The sequence below is a fragment of the Nonomuraea sp. PA05 genome, from assembly GCF_008086045.1.
GTDB lineage: Bacteria > Actinomycetota > Actinomycetes > Streptosporangiales > Streptosporangiaceae > Nonomuraea > Nonomuraea monospora.
The window spans coordinates 232923-249360 of record NZ_VSEY01000012.1 but is presented as its reverse complement, the minus strand read 5'-3'; the positions used below and the strand labels follow the sequence as shown (position 1 = coordinate 249360).

The 16438-nt window shown below is 71.2% G+C and carries 9 protein-coding genes; 7 read left to right on the top strand and 2 right to left on the bottom strand.

The window, feature by feature from the left end:
* Positions 1 to 54: 54 nt before the first annotated feature.
* Together FXF51_RS20885 and FXF51_RS20880 are read right to left on the bottom strand one after the other, a co-directional pair.
* The gene (locus FXF51_RS20885) at positions 55 to 2592 is read right to left on the bottom strand and encodes a caspase family protein (protein WP_148436190.1); all 2538 of its coding nucleotides are present in this window, start codon (positions 2590 to 2592) and stop codon (positions 55 to 57) included.
* Between the two features lie 33 nt (positions 2593 to 2625).
* On the bottom strand, positions 2626 to 5370 hold the full coding sequence (locus FXF51_RS20880) for a helix-turn-helix transcriptional regulator (protein WP_148436189.1): 2745 nt from the start codon (positions 5368 to 5370) through the stop codon (positions 2626 to 2628).
* A 128-nt stretch (positions 5371 to 5498) separates the two neighbouring features.
* Here FXF51_RS20880 and FXF51_RS20875 point away from each other — a divergent pair, with 128 nt between their 5' ends.
* The 7 genes from FXF51_RS20875 to FXF51_RS63495 all read left to right on the top strand — a co-directional run bounded on the left by FXF51_RS20875 (position 5499) and on the right by FXF51_RS63495 (position 16403).
* Positions 5499 to 7013 (top strand): dynamin family protein, encoded by a 1515-nt coding sequence (locus FXF51_RS20875; protein ID WP_187414473.1) that lies wholly within the window; start codon positions 5499 to 5501, stop codon positions 7011 to 7013.
* Positions 7001 to 7435, top strand: a complete 435-nt coding sequence (locus FXF51_RS60870; RefSeq protein ID WP_187414472.1) for a nucleotide exchange factor GrpE — start codon at positions 7001 to 7003, stop codon at positions 7433 to 7435. The genes FXF51_RS20875 and FXF51_RS60870 overlap by 13 nt, the downstream gene beginning before the upstream one ends.
* Positions 7432 to 9201, top strand: coding sequence for a dynamin family protein (locus FXF51_RS20865; RefSeq protein ID WP_148436187.1), 1770 nt, complete (start codon positions 7432 to 7434; stop codon positions 9199 to 9201). The genes FXF51_RS60870 and FXF51_RS20865 overlap by 4 nt, the downstream gene beginning before the upstream one ends.
* A 27-nt stretch (positions 9202 to 9228) precedes the next feature.
* On the top strand, positions 9229 to 10614 hold the full coding sequence (locus FXF51_RS20860) for an Hsp70 family protein (RefSeq protein WP_148436186.1): 1386 nt from the start codon (positions 9229 to 9231) through the stop codon (positions 10612 to 10614).
* A 12-nt stretch (positions 10615 to 10626) separates the two neighbouring features.
* On the top strand, positions 10627 to 10866 hold the full coding sequence (locus FXF51_RS20855; protein ID WP_148436185.1) for a hypothetical protein: 240 nt from the start codon (positions 10627 to 10629) through the stop codon (positions 10864 to 10866).
* A 26-nt stretch (positions 10867 to 10892) separates the two neighbouring features.
* Positions 10893 to 13364, top strand: coding sequence for a caspase family protein (locus FXF51_RS20850; protein WP_148436184.1), 2472 nt, complete (start codon positions 10893 to 10895; stop codon positions 13362 to 13364).
* Between the two features lie 63 nt (positions 13365 to 13427).
* Positions 13428 to 16403: a helix-turn-helix transcriptional regulator gene (locus tag FXF51_RS63495; protein WP_148436183.1), complete on the top strand. Its 2976-nt coding sequence runs from the start codon at positions 13428 to 13430 to the stop codon at positions 16401 to 16403.
* Positions 16404 to 16438: the final 35 nt, after the last annotated feature.

Here is a 16438-nt window from a genome sequence, read left to right as displayed (position 1 = left end):
AATGCGTTTTCTTGCGTATTGCCCCCGGCAAGAAATCCGGCCGCCATGCAGCGATCACACCTTGAGCACCTCGTACCTGAAGGAGAAGTCCTGGGCCCGCATGAGACCGGTGGACGGGTGGTGACCCAGGCAGAAACCCTCCGCCTGCAGCAGCGACGTACGGTAGAGGCCGATGCTGTCGCCGACCGCTGCCGACAGCAGCTGATAGGCGATGTTGACGATGGTGGCGGTGGCGCCGAGCGCGGTCACCGCCGCCAGGATCTGCGGCGCGGCCACCGCCAGCCCCGCCACGTCGACGACCGCCTGCTTGAAGTCCATCGATCCCAGGCGCTCACTCAGCATGTCGCTGAGGTGGAGGCTGTCCTGCCGGTCGCGGGACACCCAGAGCGCCAGGTCGAGGTAGTCGACGGCAGGCCCGTGGTAGAGGAGGAGGTCGTCCAGCGGGAGCCGGTCACCGTCGCGTATGCCAGAGAATCGGACGGTCTCCGCGCGGTACGCGGGCAACTCGCCATCGGCCCCGGTGAGCACCAGCGCGTCGATTCGCACGTCCCCGCCACGCAGCGCCCGGTTGCGATGCACGACGAGCTCACCGAGCCGTAGCGCGACCGGGACGGGGCCGCCGCGTGCCCGCCCCTTGTGCGGGATGCGCAGCGAGCGGTCGGGTCGTTGGTCGACGAGGAACGAGGCGGTCTCACGTGAGACCGCCGGAGCGGGGTGGAGAAGGAAATCAAGATGCTCGACCGCGTAACGAACCGGGCGGGCGTGCTGCTCGGCGGGCAGCTCCCTGCCCATGCCGGCCATGGTCCGATGCAGCATGCTCTCGAGCACCGAGGAGGTGGGCCGCAGGCTCGCGCGTACGGTGGCCTGGCTTCTCGCGCCACGGGCAGCCGTCTGCTCCAAGGCGGCGAGGTCCTGCTCCCGGTCGGCCACGACGACGAGCAGCGACTCCGGCCGGGGCGCGTCCGCCGGCACGCCCTCCGCCCAGGACAGCGGCAGACCGGCCAGGCCCACGTCCGGCAGATGCCCGACGACGTACTCGCCGCCGCCGGCGAGCACCAGCCCGTACGGATCGGCATTCGTGATGTGCGTGACACCGCCGGTGATGCCCAGGTCGAAAAGCCAGAAGTACAGGGGCCGGTCGCCGTCGTTGCGGAGCAGGACGTAGATCGGCTCGCCGGTGTGGCAGACGGCGCCGCCGTCAGGCAGCCGCTCCGGCGCACCGTCGCTCACCCGTCCCCATTCCACCGTGTACGGGACGATCAGCTCGCTGTCACCCGTTCCGCCGGGCAGGGTGCGCAGAGTCGCGCTGCGCGCCAGCCTGGACACGTTGCCGACTGTGGCGGCGACGCCCTCGGGGGAGGCGGGTCTGGGCCGGACAAGCTCGCCGACCTCGTCCCGCAACCGGATCTCGCCCGGCTCCCGCGAGACCTCGACCGTGCACAGGACCGCCGCTGTCCCGGCCGTGGCGAGGCGGACGTGCGGCGCGGCGTCGAGCGCCGCACGCATGTCGTCCGCCACGGGACCCGGCCCGTGCACACTGACGGCGTACCGGGGCAGCTCGCGGCGGATCAGACGGGCTCGCATGCGCTGCGGCAGGGCGGGGGGCGGCGAGCCGGAGGTCACGGCGGCGACGGAGGTCGCCCCGGTCACCGTGCTCACAGTCACGTCGGTGAGCACGGAGTCCTGGTCCGTGATGAGCGCATAGCCGTCACCCGGCTCCACGCCGAGAAGGTGCCCCCCGAGGAGCCGAATCCGGCCGTCCGGCAGTCGCTCGGCGTCGAGCAGGTCTTCGTGCGTCTCCTCCGCGAGATCGAAGGGCAGCCGCCATGGGTTGCCCTCGACGTGCGCGCGCTGGCCGGGAGCCAGGGCGAGCACGCGCTCCTCGACCCGTTTCATGATGGTCTTCCAGCTCGCCCTCGTGCCGACCGCCTCGGCTTCCTCCGCCTCCCGCAGGGCGAGGCACAGGGATTCGGTGAAGACACCCGTGGTGACGCCCTGGGCGTTGGTGTACTCGAAGGCCGTCTGCCAGCGTCGGCACGCGGCCAGGCGCACGGCGAACGGATTGGCCTCGGCGTGCCGTTGCCCCAGGTCCCACCCCTCGGCGCTCAGCCGGCGCAGGTGCTCGGCGACGACCTCGGCAGGTATCGGATGGGCCAGCGCCCTGGGCCGCAGCCGCGGGTCCCTGGACATGCGGGCGGCATGGCAGGAGTCGATGATGGCGGTGACGTTGGGCGTGACCGAGGTCAGCCGGGCCTGCAGCACCGACAGCTCGACGTCGGTGATGCCGCCGAACCCGTCGCCGACGGTCCCGTAGCCCCAGGGGACGATGAACTGGACGTCGGCCAGACCGGCCTCGGCCGTGGCGTGCACGCCGTGGCCGCTGAAGTAGAAGACGACGGCGTCTCCCTCGCGCACGTCGCGGATCAGCCCCTCGTACGCCTCGAGGATTCCCTCTCTCGTGGCCGCTTCACCCTCGCGCCGGCGGATCTCGAATCCCCTGCGGCCGAGCAGGTCCGCCATCGCCGCCACGTCGGTCCCCACGCCCGTGAGGCCCTCGGTCTCGGCTCCGGTCAACAGCGCCAGACGTCCCATGCCTTCCTCCAGTCCTAGGTGAGCCACAGATCTCTACGTGCCGGGCCGGAACCGGGCGGCGAGCTGCGCACGCGAGCGGATGCCCAGCTTGCGGTAGATCCGGCAGAGATGAGCTTCGATGGTCTTGGGGCTGAGGAACAGCGCCTCGGCGGCCTCGTTGTTGGTCGCACCCGCGGCTACGATCGCTGCTACCCGATGCTCCTGAGGCGTCAGCGCTTCTTGACCACCGTCCAGGACGGGCCGCACCTGCTCGCCGGTCGCCCGTAGTTCGTCGGCACTGCGCTGCGCCCACAGCGGGGAGCCCAGTGCCAGGAACGCGTCGTAGGCCTGGCGCAGGTGCCGGCGCGCATCGCGGCGCCGGCCGGTGCGGCGGAGCCGTTCCCCGAAGCAGAACTCTGTTCGCGCTCTGTCGTAGCGGGAGCCGGCGTCACTGTGCAGCGCGAGCGCGTGCTCGAAGAACTCGGTGAACATCTCATCGTCCGCCATGAAGCCTCTGCACCGCCAGGCCAGCGCCGCCTCGCCACCGGGATCCAGGTGTCCCGACTGGTGGATGACCTGCTCCGCCAGCTCTCCGGGAACGGCGCCGAGCGCGCGCACGTAGGCCTCGACCAGATCGGCGCCGGACGGGCCGTGGAAGACGAACGCGCTGCCCGGCCGGGGATTGCGGTGGGCCGCCTCCAGATGCGCCAGAGCGGCCTTCGGCCTGCCGAGACTGAGCTCCTGCAAGCCGAGGGCGTTGCGTGAGTCTCGCGGGAACCGCAGGTCGGACGAGTCCCGCAGGGCCGAGGCCGCCGCGGCGTGCTCACGGCAGCCTAATTCGTCACCCTGATGTGCCTCGACGAGGGACAGGCAGCTCAGCGCGAAATACGACCACAGCGGATTGCCTGTGCCGCCGGCCAGCGCGACCGCCTCGCTTGCCTGGTCGTGGGCTGTGGTGAAGCGGCCGGATGCGAGGTGGGCGTACGCGGAACCGTACAGGGCCAGGGGCAAGGTCCCGAACGCCGCCCGGGCGCGCAACTCGTCGACCAGCGTGGTGGTGAGAGTCCGGGCAGCGGGCAGGTCGCCCACCCATACGTGGGCGAGGGCCAGGAACACGGTGTATTCCAGGTCCTCGGTGGAGACGCCGCGTTCGTGGACGGCCGCGACGGCCTCGCGCAGCATGCGCAGGCCGTCCACCACGTGCCCGGTCTGCAGGCACGCCATGCCGACGATCAGGCCGCTGACCATGCTGATCTCCGCGGGGGCGGCCAGTTCCGGCGTCATGGCGGCGAAGGCGTGATCGCTGGCGCGTACGGGGTCTCCCGCCAGGAAGGCGGCCATGGCCGCGTCGGCGTAGGCCGGGGCCGCGGCCGGGGACTTGTGCGCGGCGAGGGAGTCCGCGGCGGCGCGCAGGAGGTCGGCGGCCTGGTTCGGATCGCCACCGGTGAACAGGTGGAAGCGTCCTCGCGTGCGGTCGGCGCAGGTCGTCGTCTCCTGGGGACTGGTGGCCCGCGCCTTGTCCAGGAGCAGCGCGGCGTACCCTGGGCGGCCCGCGCGCCTGGCATGGTCGGCGGCCAGATGCCAGCGCCTGGACCGGTGTCCTGAGTCCGGGCTCAGCTCCGCCGCGCGGTCCAGTTGCTGGGCGGCGGCCGCGTGCCCGCCCCGCCGCCGGGCGATCTCCGCGGTCTCCTCCAGCATGCTGGACACCTGCTCGTCGGCCGCAAGGCAGGCTTCGGCCAGGTGCCAGGCCCGGCGTTCGGCCAGGCGCGGCTCAAGAAGGGCATCGGCGAGCACACGGTGCGCTTCGCGGAGCTCGCAGGGCCGGGCGAGGTCGATGGCGGCGGACCGTACCAGGGGATGGCTGAAGGTGATCCCGTGTCCGCTGAGGGAGACCAGACCCGCGTTCTCCAGCGCTTCGAGCGCCGAGTCGGGGACACGTGCCAGCCGGAGCGCTGCGAGCGCAGGGCCGAGCTCACCCTCACCGTGAGCCGCCGCGACCAGCATCGCCTGGCGGGCCGCCGCGTCGAGCGAGGTAATGCGCGGGCCGAAGAGCCGGCCTGCCGAGGCGGCCGACGGCAGCGGGTCCGGTAGCGGGCCGCGCCCGGCGAGCTGGCTGTCGTCGAGCCCGCGGACGATCTCGGCGAGGGCGTCCGGGTGGCCGGATGCCTGGCGGGCGATCTCGATGGCTACGGCGGCGTGTGTCTCCCGGTCCCTCGCCGCGGCGGCGATCACCCGAAGCGAGGCGTCCCGGCCGAGCGGACGCAGCCGCAGGACGGGCAGGCCGATCTCCCGGGTGTTCCCGGGATCCTCCTGTGGCCGCCCGGCCACCAGCATCGCGACGCCTTCCGTCCGCAGACGCCGGGCCGCGAACATCAGCGCCTCGGCCGAGGAGCGGTCGAGCCATTGAGCGTTGTCCACGCACACGAGCAGAGGCCGACGGGCGGCCGACAACAATGCCAGGAAGGCGGCATAAATCGGGAAGTGGTTCTTGTCCGTCGGCAGCCGCAACGACAAAGCGTCAATCAAGGCATTTCGTTCCAAGTCCGACAAATCCCCAATATCGTTTTTCAGAGGGCGGATCAATAGGGACAGAGCTCCGAAGGGGACGGCTGTCTCTGTGGGGGAGCAGTCGGCTACGAGTATGCGCATGTCAGCCGCTTGGTCGCGGGCATACCGCAGCAATGCCGTTTTCCCTAACCCCGGCTCGCCGTGGATCAATAGTGCCGCACCATGGCCGTGCTGTGCGCGATCAAGGGCGTCCAGTATGGCGCCCGTCTCAGATTCCCGCCCGTGTAACACGGCTCAAGCATGAGCGCATTCATGATCTAAAGCTAGCTTTTATACGTATCAATGCGTACTACCCGGTATCTCAAGAAATAGGGATTTCCCTGTATCGAATTCGGGCGCTGTTATCGGACGCTGGTCCCGTGAACCTCCTTCGAGATGACGACCTCGGGCCGCTCTCCCAGCGGCTCCTGGGGCTGTGCGACCGGCTGCTCGGCTCGCTCACGCAGCCGGACCAGCGGGCGACGGTGACCGGCGTACGCGACCGGTTGTGCGAGCCGCTGCGCGTCGCGATCGGCGGGCGGGAGAAGGCCGGCAAGTCGACGCTGGTGAACGCGTTGCTCGGGCGGCGCGTGGCGCCCACTGCGGTCGGGACCTGTACGAAGGTCGTGACCTGGTATCGCTACCACCACCACGAGCACGTCGACGTCCAGCCCTACGAGGGGCAGGCGATCGTGCTGCCGCTGCGCGGCGGGCGACTGCCCGCGGCCGAGGAGATCGGCCTGGAGCACCCGAGCATCTCCCATATGACGGTCTATCTCTCGCACGAGCGGCTGAGGAGCGTGACGATCGTCGACACGCCGGGACTGGAGTCGTCCGACGCCCGGCTCAGCGCGCGCACCCATCAGCTGCTCGCCTTGGACGGCGCCTCCACCAGGGCGATCAGTCAGGCGGACGCGCTCATCTACCTGTTCCAGCAGCCGCGCAGCGACGACATGCTGCGGCTGGAGGACTTCCGGGACGCGCTCGCCGGGATGTCCGCGCTCAACGCGCTCGGCGTGCTCAGCCGGGTGGACACGCTGGCAGGACACGTTCCTGACCCGTGGCCGGATGCCAGGAGGATCGCCACCAAGTACGGTCACCGCTTCCGCATGCTGGTGGCCGACGTGCTGCCGGTCGTCGGGCTGCTCGGCGAGGCCGCCGGGGCGGGACTGCTCACCGAACGCGACGCGGACGACCTGCGCGCCCTGGCAGCGCTCACCGCGGGAACCCGGCGGCGGCTGCTGCTCAGCGCGGATTTGTTCGTCCGCGAGGACGCGGCGCCCGTTCCTGCGGCGCGGCGCCGGCACCTGCTGTCCCTCCTCGGTTTGTACGGGCTCCGACAGGCACTCGGGCAGATCGACTCGGGCACCGGATCGGCGGCCCAGCTCGTCCGCGCGCTCCACGAGCTCTCCGGGGTCCGGGAGGTGGACACCTTCATCGGACGGTCGCTGACCCGCAGAGCCGATCCCATGAAGGCGGTCACCGCCATCAGGGCGCTGGAGTCGCTGGCCTACGGAGACCTCCCAGGGCTGCGGGGAGAGCTGGAGCGCATCCGCCTCGCCCCGGACATGCACCAGCTCGAGGAGATGGACGCGATGCGCCTCATCGCGACCGGCACGGCCCGCCTGCCGGCGGAGCTGGAAGAGGACGCGCTGCGAGTGATGACCGGAACCGATCCCGCCGCACGGCTGGGCCTGCCCGCCGGCGGTGGCGCGCAGTCGATGCGCGAGGCGGCCCGCGCGGGAGCGAACCGCTGGCAGGCCACCGAGAACCGGCCGGGGATCAGCCGGGCCGCCGCGCGGGTGGCCAGGACAGTGAAGCTCTCCTATCTGCACCTGTACGCCCAGGCCGGCGCGCACGGCCAGCCCGAGGAGGCGATCCCGTGTCGTTCCTGATCATCTGGGTGTGGGTGCTGCTCGCCGTGACGGCCTTCGCGGCAGGGCTCTGCCTGGGCGGGCTGCTCAGGCAGCATCGCTGGGCCACCGTCCGCACGCCGCACACCGCGTCCAGCGCCAGGGATGACCGGCTCGTCCTGGCCTGCATCGAGCTGGCCGACCAGCTCACCAGCGAGGCTCTGCGCGCTCAGGTGCATCGGGCATTGGCCGACGTCGGCGTCCACGCGATCGCGGCCTGCGGCGAGCCGTTCTCCACGCTCCGCCATCGGGCGGTCGACCGCGAGCCCACCGACGATCCCGGCCGTCACGGTCTGGTCGCCGCCGTGGTGCGGCCCGGCTACGAGAGCGGGCCAGAAGTGCTCCGCGAGGCCGAGGTCACCGTCTTCGACCACACACGTACGAACGAGGAGAACCGGTCATGAACGATCCGATCGCTCGTCTCAGGGAACTGACGACGTCCGTCGCGGCCCTGTCCGAGCAGGCCGGGTTGCCGGAGGCCGCCAAGCGGCTGTGCGCCGAGCGGGACGCCGACGGCCCACCGGCCACCACGGTGGTGGTCGTGGGCGAGACCAAGCGAGGCAAGAGCTCACTGATCAACGCGCTGGTCGGGCGGCCCGGCCTGCTACCGGTGGAGGCGGACATCGCCACCGCCGTGCACATCACGGTCCGCCACGCCTCTGAGGAGGGCGCCTGGGCCCACCTGGTGGACGGGTCCGAGCCACTGGACATCGGGGTGGCCGGCATCCCCGCCTACGCCTCGGCCGACGGGAACCCGGGCAATGCCAAGGGCGTACGCTCCGTCACCGTCGGGCTGGACTCAGGCCTGCTCAGCCGCGGCCTGGACCTGGTGGACACCCCCGGGGTGGCCGGTCTGGAGGCGGGCCACACGGAGATCACCCTTGCCGCGCTGGCCATGGCGGACGCGTTGCTGCTGGTCGTGGACGCGTCCGCGCCTCTGACGGCAGCCGAGCTGCGATTCCTCGCCCGCGCCACGGAGCGGGTCGAGTACGTCGCCGTCGTGCTCACCAAGACGGACGTCCATCCCGGGTGGGCGAGCGTGGCCGAGGCCAACCGGGAACTGCTGCGCCTGCACGCGCCCCGCTTCGCCGGCGCCCCTGTCGTACCGGTGTCGAGCAGGCTCAAGGCCGAGGCCGACCTGGCCATGGCCGAGGGCGAGGCGGACATCGCCGAGCAGCTCCACCGCGAGAGCGGCTTCGACCGGCTCGAACGCCTGCTGGCCGACGACGTGATCGGACGGGCAGAGCGGCTCCGGGCGGTCAACCTGACCCGGCTGATCCTGACCGTGCTGGATCGGATCGACCACACGCTGTCGGCCCGGCTGGCCGCGGCCGCCGGTGACCCGTCGGGCGGCCTCGGGGCGGAGCGGCGGCGCTACGAGGAGCTCACCAGACTCTCCGCCCGCTGGCGCCAGGACCTGGCGGCAGGCTTCCAGAAGATCGGCGTGGACCTGCAGAGCGAGATCGCCCGGCACCTGCAGGAGCTGTCGGGCCGCTGTGAGCGGATCATCGTGCAGGCCGCACCGGAGCTGCTGGAGACCATGCCCCGGGAGCTCGGCGACGCTGTGGACGGACGATGGGCCGATCTCAACACCTTCGTCAGGACGAGCGCCGAGGAGGTCGTGGCCGAGATCCTGCTGCGCGAGGACGCCCAGATCGACATCGACGACCTGCCGATGCCGGGGCGGCTGCGCAGGCTTCCGCAGGTGACGGCCGATGAGCCGCAGCCACCGGGCGAGGACGGCTTCGGCGACCTCCTGTCCGCCGGCTGGCCCGTTCTGGGAGTGTTCATGGCGAGCAGCACGCTGCTGTCGTCCGTGCTGGGGCCGCTCGGGCCCGCCGCCGCGCTCGTGGTGAGCTCGGCGATGTTACGGCACCGATACAACGAGCTGACGCGCGTACGCACGCAGCGCGAGGCCCGCCTGTTCGCCAAGGAGAGGCTCGAGCTGATCAGGCGCGAGATGACCGCGCAGCTCAGCAAGCACGTGATCGATCTGCGCCGCCGCCTCGAAGGCGAGATCGCCACCCGTCTGGACAGCCGCAGACGCCGGCTTCAGGCCGACCTGGAGTCGGCCTCTTCAAGACCGGACGCGGCCGCTACGGAGGAACTACGCGGTCGCACGCGCGAGCTCGCCGCACATGCCGGGCGCCTGAAGGCCGCGCTCGGCTGAAGAGATAACTGCTGATTGGAGTAAGTCATGTCGTGGCAACTTTCCGTCGACTTCGGAACCACGTACACGGTGGCCGCCGTGTCGACCGGCGACGGGCCGCCGGAGGTGCTGGAGATCGACGGTTACAACCGCATGCCGTCCCTGGTCATGCTGCATCCCGAGGGCCGGCTGCTGGCCGGTCGCGCCGCTGTGAACGAGGCCGGGCGCTACCCCGAACGGGTGGAGCGGACACCGAAGCGGTACGTCGGCGTCACCGAACACCTTCCGCTGGGCGGCGAGATGGTGCCCGTGACCGACGCGGTGGCGGCGGTGCTCGAACGCGTGGTGGTGGAGGCGCGCAGGCGCCACAACGGCACATTCCCCGAGCGGCTGGCGCTGACGCATCCCGCGCGGTGGACCGAGGGTCCACTGGAGTGCCTCAAGGCAGCCGCCGTCGCCGCGGGCCTGCCCGCCGCGTACATGGTGCCCGAGCCGGTGGCCGCAGCCCTGGCCTATACCGAGGTGCATCTGAGCCACGGTGACCACGTCGCCGTCTACGACCTCGGCGGCGGCACCTTCGACACGGCCGTGCTCCGCCGCGAGCGGCAGGGGTTCGTCGTCGCGGCGGCGCCCGGCGGCAACCCGCACCTCGGGGGCGAGGTGTTCGACGAGCGGCTGCTGAACCTGCTCGGCCGGCAACTGGCAGAGGTCGACGGCGCCCGCTGGGAGGCGCTGTCCGCGCCGCCGGACCGACGCTGGGCCCGCGCTCACGCCGACTTCCTGACCCAGGTGCGCACGGCCAAGGAACAACTGTCCGACCGCGTCGACGCGACCTTGTACGTCAGCGCGTACGACCGCGATCTGCTGGTCACACGGGAGGAGTTCGAGAGCCTCATCCGCGTGGATCTGGCGGGCAGCGTGGCCGAACTCCTGCGCACGGTGCGTTCGGCTGGTCGTGCCCCGGAGGACCTGGCAGCGGTCTACCTCACCGGAGGTTCCAGCCGCATCCCATTGGCGGCGGGCCTGGTGCACGAGCATCTGCGGCAGATGCCCGCCACGAGGGGAGACCCGAAGAGCGTCGTGGCGCTGGGTGCCATCCGCGCCCTGACGCCGGCCCGCGCCGACACGCCGCCCCCGCCTGCGTCCTCGGTGAACGGGACCGTTCACTCCGGCCCCAGGCCGGTGGTGCTGCCGCCCATGCCGAACTTCCTGGTGCCGGCGATCATCTCGACGATTCTCTGCTGTGTGCCGACCGGCGTGGTGGCGATCGTCCACGCCGCGCAGGTGAGAGGCAAGCAGAGCGCGGGCGACATCGCGGGAGCCCAGGACTCGCTGAAGAAGGCCAAGGCCTGGACCTGGGCCTCGGTCGGGCTGGGCGTTCTCGTGGCCCTGTTCTACCTCGTCGCGATGCTCAGCGACCCCTACCAGTACTGAAAGGAGACGACCATGTCCGAGGAATTCCCTGAGCTCTACGAGGTGTCCGTCGAAACCGACGAGATGACGCTCGTGGGTTACATAACTGTCGAGGAAGTCCCCATGGATGCCCTTCCGGAGGCCACGGAGGATACCGGTCAGGAATCGGCTCCCGAGCCTGTCGACAGCGAGGAACTCGCCAAGAGCCTCAGCGACGCGTCCGCGGCGCAGCACCGTGCGGCGATGCAGGTCATCGAGAACATGAAGTTCTGAATTTTCGGGATTCCACGACGGAGGAGATGGTGGCCGTGGAGAAGGTCGCGTTGCTGATCGGATCGGAGATCCTCAATCTCAGAGGCCCGCACCATGACCTCGACATCATGCAGCGCCTGCTCGAGTCCAGGGGGTTCGAGATCCGCCGGCATCAGGAGAAGACGGCGACCCGGGACGCGGTCGTGGCGGCCTACCGTGAGTTGATCGAGGACGCCACCTCCGACCACTGCGTGGTCGTCTACGCGTCCGGTCACGGTGTCCGGGCCCAAGCAGGGCCGGGCGACTCGCCGGCCCTCGATCACCGTTTGTGGGTGCCCACGGACTATCCGGAGTCCACCCCGGACGACCTGCGCGGGATAACCGCGACCGAGCTCTCGCTCCTGCAGTGGGAGCTCACCGTGAAGACGCGGAACGTCACGACGATCTGGGACTCTTGTTACTCCTCGCGGATGTCCAGGGACGTGGGGGTCGTGTCGCGTGCCCTGCCCCGCGCGCGGTGGGCCGATGTCGAGGCGCACCTGATCAGGCGCGGAGTCATCGATCAGGTCCGGAGCAGGCGCGACGCGGTGGGCAACCCGTGGGCGGTCCGCCTGGTGGCCTGCGGGCCCGAGGAGTCGGCCTACGAGTACGAGAACCGCGACGGCATCGTGGTCGGCGCGTTCACCGAGGCGCTCAGCGACACCCTGGAGGAGGTCGGTCAAGCCGGGCTCACCTGGGCCGAGATCATCCGCCGGGTCCGCTACCGCGTACGGCGTCTGTTCCCGAACCAGTGGCCGAGGGCCGAGGGCCCCTACGATCGGCTGCCCTTCACCACGGACGTCCCCGACCTCACCGGAGTCCTGCCCGTCGAGGTGGATCTCGACGGGCAGGTGAGGCTGGCCGCCGGGCGGATCGCGGGGGTGGCGCCGGGGGACGTCTACGCCGTGCAGCCCGCCGGAGCCCCCTTCAAATCGCTGGAGACCAGCCTCGCCAGGGCGACGGTCACCCAGGTCTCCTCCACCGACGCCGTGGTGGAACTGCACTTCCTGGGCGGCGCCACCGAGTTGCCGCGCAACGCGCGGGCCCATCCGGTGGAGCTGTCGATGCGCAGGAGGCCGGTGGCTGTCGTGGGAACCGGTCCGGAGGCCGAGACCATGCGCACTGCCGTCGCCGAGGCGAGCCACGTGCGGATCGCGGAACCCGCCGAGGCGGACGTTCCCGTCAGCGCGCACGTCAGCGGCGGGACCGTGGAGTTGCGCGATCCCCAGGGAGCGCTGACCCTGCCGCGGGACGCCACCGCGATGACCGGCGTCGTGCGTACGGTCCGCGATCTCAACAGGTACGCGCGGGCCCTGACGCTTGAGGAACTGACCTCAGGTACGGGCACCTCCGCGCTCGGTGCCTCGTTCGAGGTGGAGTTCGGCCGGGTCGTCGACGGGCAGCCGGTGCCGATCACCGCTCCAGGCAACATGGTCTTCTGCCAGGAGCACCTGTACGTGCGGATGCGCAACACCAGCCCCAACCGGCTGTTCTTCTTCATGTTCGACGTCGGCGTCAGCCGGAGGATCAGCCTCAGCACCAACACCAACCCCGAAGGTCTCGCACTCGACAGAGACGAGGAATGGTGGGTGGGCCGCAGCCCCGCGACCCGGGAGCTCGTCGGCCTGGAGCTGGAGTGGCCTGAGGGGTTCGCCGGTACGAAGCCGCGGCTGGAGACGATCATCGTGATCGTCACTCACCGGGCCGAGGACCTGAGCGTCCTGCAGCAGGAGGGCGTCCAGAAGGCGATCAGCGGCGATGAGTCGCCGCTGTGGCACGTGGTCGCCCAGGTCGCGCTGGGCGGTGGGCGCGAGCTCAAGGAGTCGGAGTCGGAACAGCAGTACAGCATCCGCTACGCGGTCCGCCAGTTCCCGATCATGGTGCATCCGGCTCCGCCGCCCCAGGAGGAGGCCACCCGATTCCGGTATGCCGATCTGCCCGACCGGTCCTTGCGTGTGCTGCCTCCGCAGCCGACGACGCCGCCACCGGCCGGGGTCACGCTCCGCCTGACGGACCTGTCGGTGTCCGAACCGATCGCGGGCGGTGCGGCCCTGCGTGTGGACGCGCTCGTGCTGACGGGCTCACCTGACGGGAACGGCGGTCACGTCGCCTACCACGCCTTCACCGGCCCGGCCGGGGTGGGCGGCGTCCCGCAGGTCCTCTTCGATGGCCACGTACGCGATCATCTCGACCTGGCGATCTGGCTGTCTCCCTCCCGGGCGGGCCATCGGCCGCTGGCCGACCTGCTGGCCGGCCAGGTGATCACACCATCGGCCGCCGTGGACCCGGCGATCGCCGCCATGACCGCCACCGCGAAGTTCATCGATCTGGCGCACGGGCTCCTTTCCGGGCAGGAGGCTGACGTCGTCGCGATCTACCGCACGTGCCTGCTCTCCGGGGAGGCCTTCGGCACCGTCACCGGTAGGGAGGCGGTGAGCATGCCCGGCGTCTCTCTCACCTTTGAGGTTCTCCCACGCTGACGAAACATGCTGCGTGCCGAGCGGCCCCGCCGAGCCTTCGTACCCACGTGAACGGAGCGTGCTGTGACACTCTTGTCAGCCGACCGGATGGTAGGCCGCGAGGACCAACTCGCCATGCTGCGGGACGCTTTCAGCGCTGCGAGCGGCGGTGCTCCGGTCGCCTTCGTGGTCGGCGGCGAGGCCGGGGCGGGCAAGACCAGGCTGCTGCGCGACTTCACCGCCTGGGCCTCGGGCACCGGAGCCCGGATCCTGGCCGGCGGGTGCCTGAACCTGGGCGCCGGCGACATGGCCTACGCGCCACTGACCGAGGCGCTGCGCAGGCTCGTGCGCGAGCTCGGGGCGCCCGCCGTGCGCGGGCTGGCCGGGCGCAACTGGCGCGAGCTCGGGCTGCTCCTCCCCGTCCTGATGGAGGAGGACCAGGAGCCGTCCCGCGAAGGCACCCAGCGCCGCCTGTTCGAGGCGGTCCTGCACCTGCTCGACGAACTCAGCGAAACGGGACCCGTGCTGTTCGCCGTGGAGAACCTGCAGTGGGCCGACCGCTCCACGCTGGACCTCCTGGTGTTCCTCATCCGCACGCTCCAGGAGGAGCGGGTGCTGACGGTTCTCACCTACCGGACCGACGACCTGCTACCCGGCCACATGCTCAGAGGCACGCTGGCCGACATCGAGCTCAGCGGCCGCTGCCGCCGCTGCGAGCTGGTGCGGCTCGACCGTGAGCGGCACCGGGAGCTGGTGGCGGCCATTCTCGGTGGCGAACCTCCAGGAGACTTGGCCGATCGGGTGTTCGACCGTTCGGACGGCAACCCGTTCTTCACCGAGGAGCTGATCGCCGCGCGGGACCTCGGCGGCGAGGGCGTCCCGATCGCCGTCCGCGACGTCGTGCTGGCCAGGATCGAGGCGCTCAGCGAGCCCGCGCAGGAGGTGCTGCGGGTGGTCGCGACAGCGGGCCGGCAGGTCACGCATCCACTGCTGGCAAGGGTGTGCGATCTGCGAGAGCGCGAGCTGAGACGGACGTTGCAGGAATGCGTGGGGCGGCAGATCCTCGTCGTCAACCCGTCCCGGCAGACCTACGGCTACCGTCACGAGCTGGCGCGGGAGGCCGTCTACGCCGAACTGCTGCCCGGCGACCGAAGCTGGCTGCACGGCGCGATCGCCGAAGCGCTCACCGAGGACCCGGCTCTGTCTCAGACCGACAGCCTCAACATGGCCGCCGAGCTGGCACACCACTGGGAGCAGGCGCACAATGTCCCCCAGGCGCTGGCCGAGTCCGTACGCGGCGCAGCGGCGGCGGTGTCCGTCTTCGCCTACGCCGAGGCGGCCCGGCAGTATGACCGTGCACTACGGCTGTGGACCCGCGTGCCGGACGCCGAGGACCGCGCTGGGCTGGCCCGCGAGGACCTGCTCGTCCGGGCCGCCGACGCCTACCGCTGGTCGGGCCGGCTCTCCGAGGCGGTGGAACTGCTCGACGAGGTCCTGGCCGAGTCAAGTTACGACGGCGAGGCCGCGCGGGCCGGAACCCTGCTCGAACGCAAAGGCCGCTACCTGTGGGAGCTGGGCCGGGGCGAGGAGTCGCTGCACGCGTACGAGGAGGCCACCAAGATCCTGTCCGGCGAGCCGCCCTCGGCCGAGGTGGCGTGGACCCGGGCCGGGTACGCGACCGCGCTCATGCAAACCGGACACTATCGCGCCGCCATCGGTCAGAGCGAGGAGGCACTGCGGATCGCCCGTCTCGTCGGAGCGCGGGCGGAGGAGGGGCGGGCACTGAACACCATGGGCGTCGCGCTCACCCTGACGGGAGCGCCGGACGCCGGCACCGCCGCGCTGCGCACGGCCACGGACATCGCCGATGAACTGGGCACGCTGGAGGACGTCTTCCGGGCGTACGCGAACCTGGCGTACGTCCTGGAGGTCACCGGCGAGCTCGAAGAGGCGCTCGACGTGGCACGGCGGGGCGTGGACCGTGGCCGGGACCTGGGGCTCGAGCTGACCGGAGGCGGCGCGCTGGTGGCCAACGCGGCCTCGGTGCTGGTGCTGCTGGGCAGGTGGAACGAGGCCGAGGAAGTGGCCGGCGCGGCGAGTGCCCGGGACCTGCCGCCCGGCTTCGACTTCTACCTGCAGATCGTCCGGTCCGAGATCGAGATCGGGCGTGGCACCTTCGCCGCGGCCGAGGCGCGGTTGAACGAGGCAGGCTCGGTCGCCGCCCGGCTTGACGAGCCGCAGTTCGCGGGACCGCTGCACGTGCTGTGGGCCGAGCTGGCGCTCTGGCGTGGACAGCACACGCGGGCTCTCGGCTGCGTGGACAACGGGCTCGCCGCCACGGCACACGGCGATCATGGTGGCTTCGCGCTGCGGCTGTGTGCCATGGGACTGCGGGTGACGGCAGACGAGGCACGGCGGCTGCGCTCGCTACCCAGGCCTGACCAGGCGGCGATCGACCAGGTCGTGGAGGCGGGCGGCCGGCTCCTGTCTCAGGCAGAGGCCGCGGCGCTCGGCGCGGAGGGGGCCCCGCTGCCCGAGATGTCGGCGACCCTGGCGCTGTGCCGGGCGGAGAGTGCCCGGCTGGCCGGCCGGTACGACGTCAACGCGTGGGAGGCGGTCGCGGAGTCCTGGCTGTCGCTGCGGCGCCCGTACCCGGCCGCCTATGCGCGATGGCGGCAGGGCGAGGCGGCGATCGAGCTCGGTGACCGCCGGGCCGCTGCGGAGCCCCTGGGCGAGGCCGCCCGCATCGCCGCGCGGGTCGGCGCGGAGCCGCTGCGCGCCGAGGTCATGGCCATGGCCGTGGCGGCGCGGGTGAGCGTGGACGCCGGTCACCGGCCGCCGCCGCAACAGGTGCCCGACCCGTTCGGGCTGACCCGGCGCGAGCGCGAGGTGCTCAGGCACCTGGCGCAGGGACAGAGCAACCGGCAGATCGCGCGTGCTCTGTTCATCACCGAGAAGACGGCGAGCGTGCACGTGTCGCACATCATGGCCAAGCTCGGCGCCACCACCCGCGGCGCGGCCGCGGTCACGGCGCGCCGGCACGGCCTCGTCGATCCCTGATCCTCAGTCGATCCCATCGCAATCACCAGAGAGGA

Bases quoted from the DNA above. Each gene is read 5' to 3' on its own strand.
- FXF51_RS20855 (WP_148436185.1), top strand. From the start codon at position 10,627: ATGTCCGAGGAATTCCCTGAGCTCTACGAGGTGTCCGTCGAAACCGAC.
- FXF51_RS20885 (WP_148436190.1), bottom strand. From the start codon at position 2,592: ATGGGACGTCTGGCGCTGTTGACCGGAGCCGAGACCGAGGGCCTCACG.
- FXF51_RS20860 (WP_148436186.1), top strand. From the start codon at position 9,229: ATGTCGTGGCAACTTTCCGTCGACTTCGGAACCACGTACACGGTGGCC.
- FXF51_RS20865 (WP_148436187.1), top strand. From the start codon at position 7,432: ATGAACGATCCGATCGCTCGTCTCAGGGAACTGACGACGTCCGTCGCG.
- FXF51_RS20850 (WP_148436184.1), top strand. From the start codon at position 10,893: ATGGTGGCCGTGGAGAAGGTCGCGTTGCTGATCGGATCGGAGATCCTC.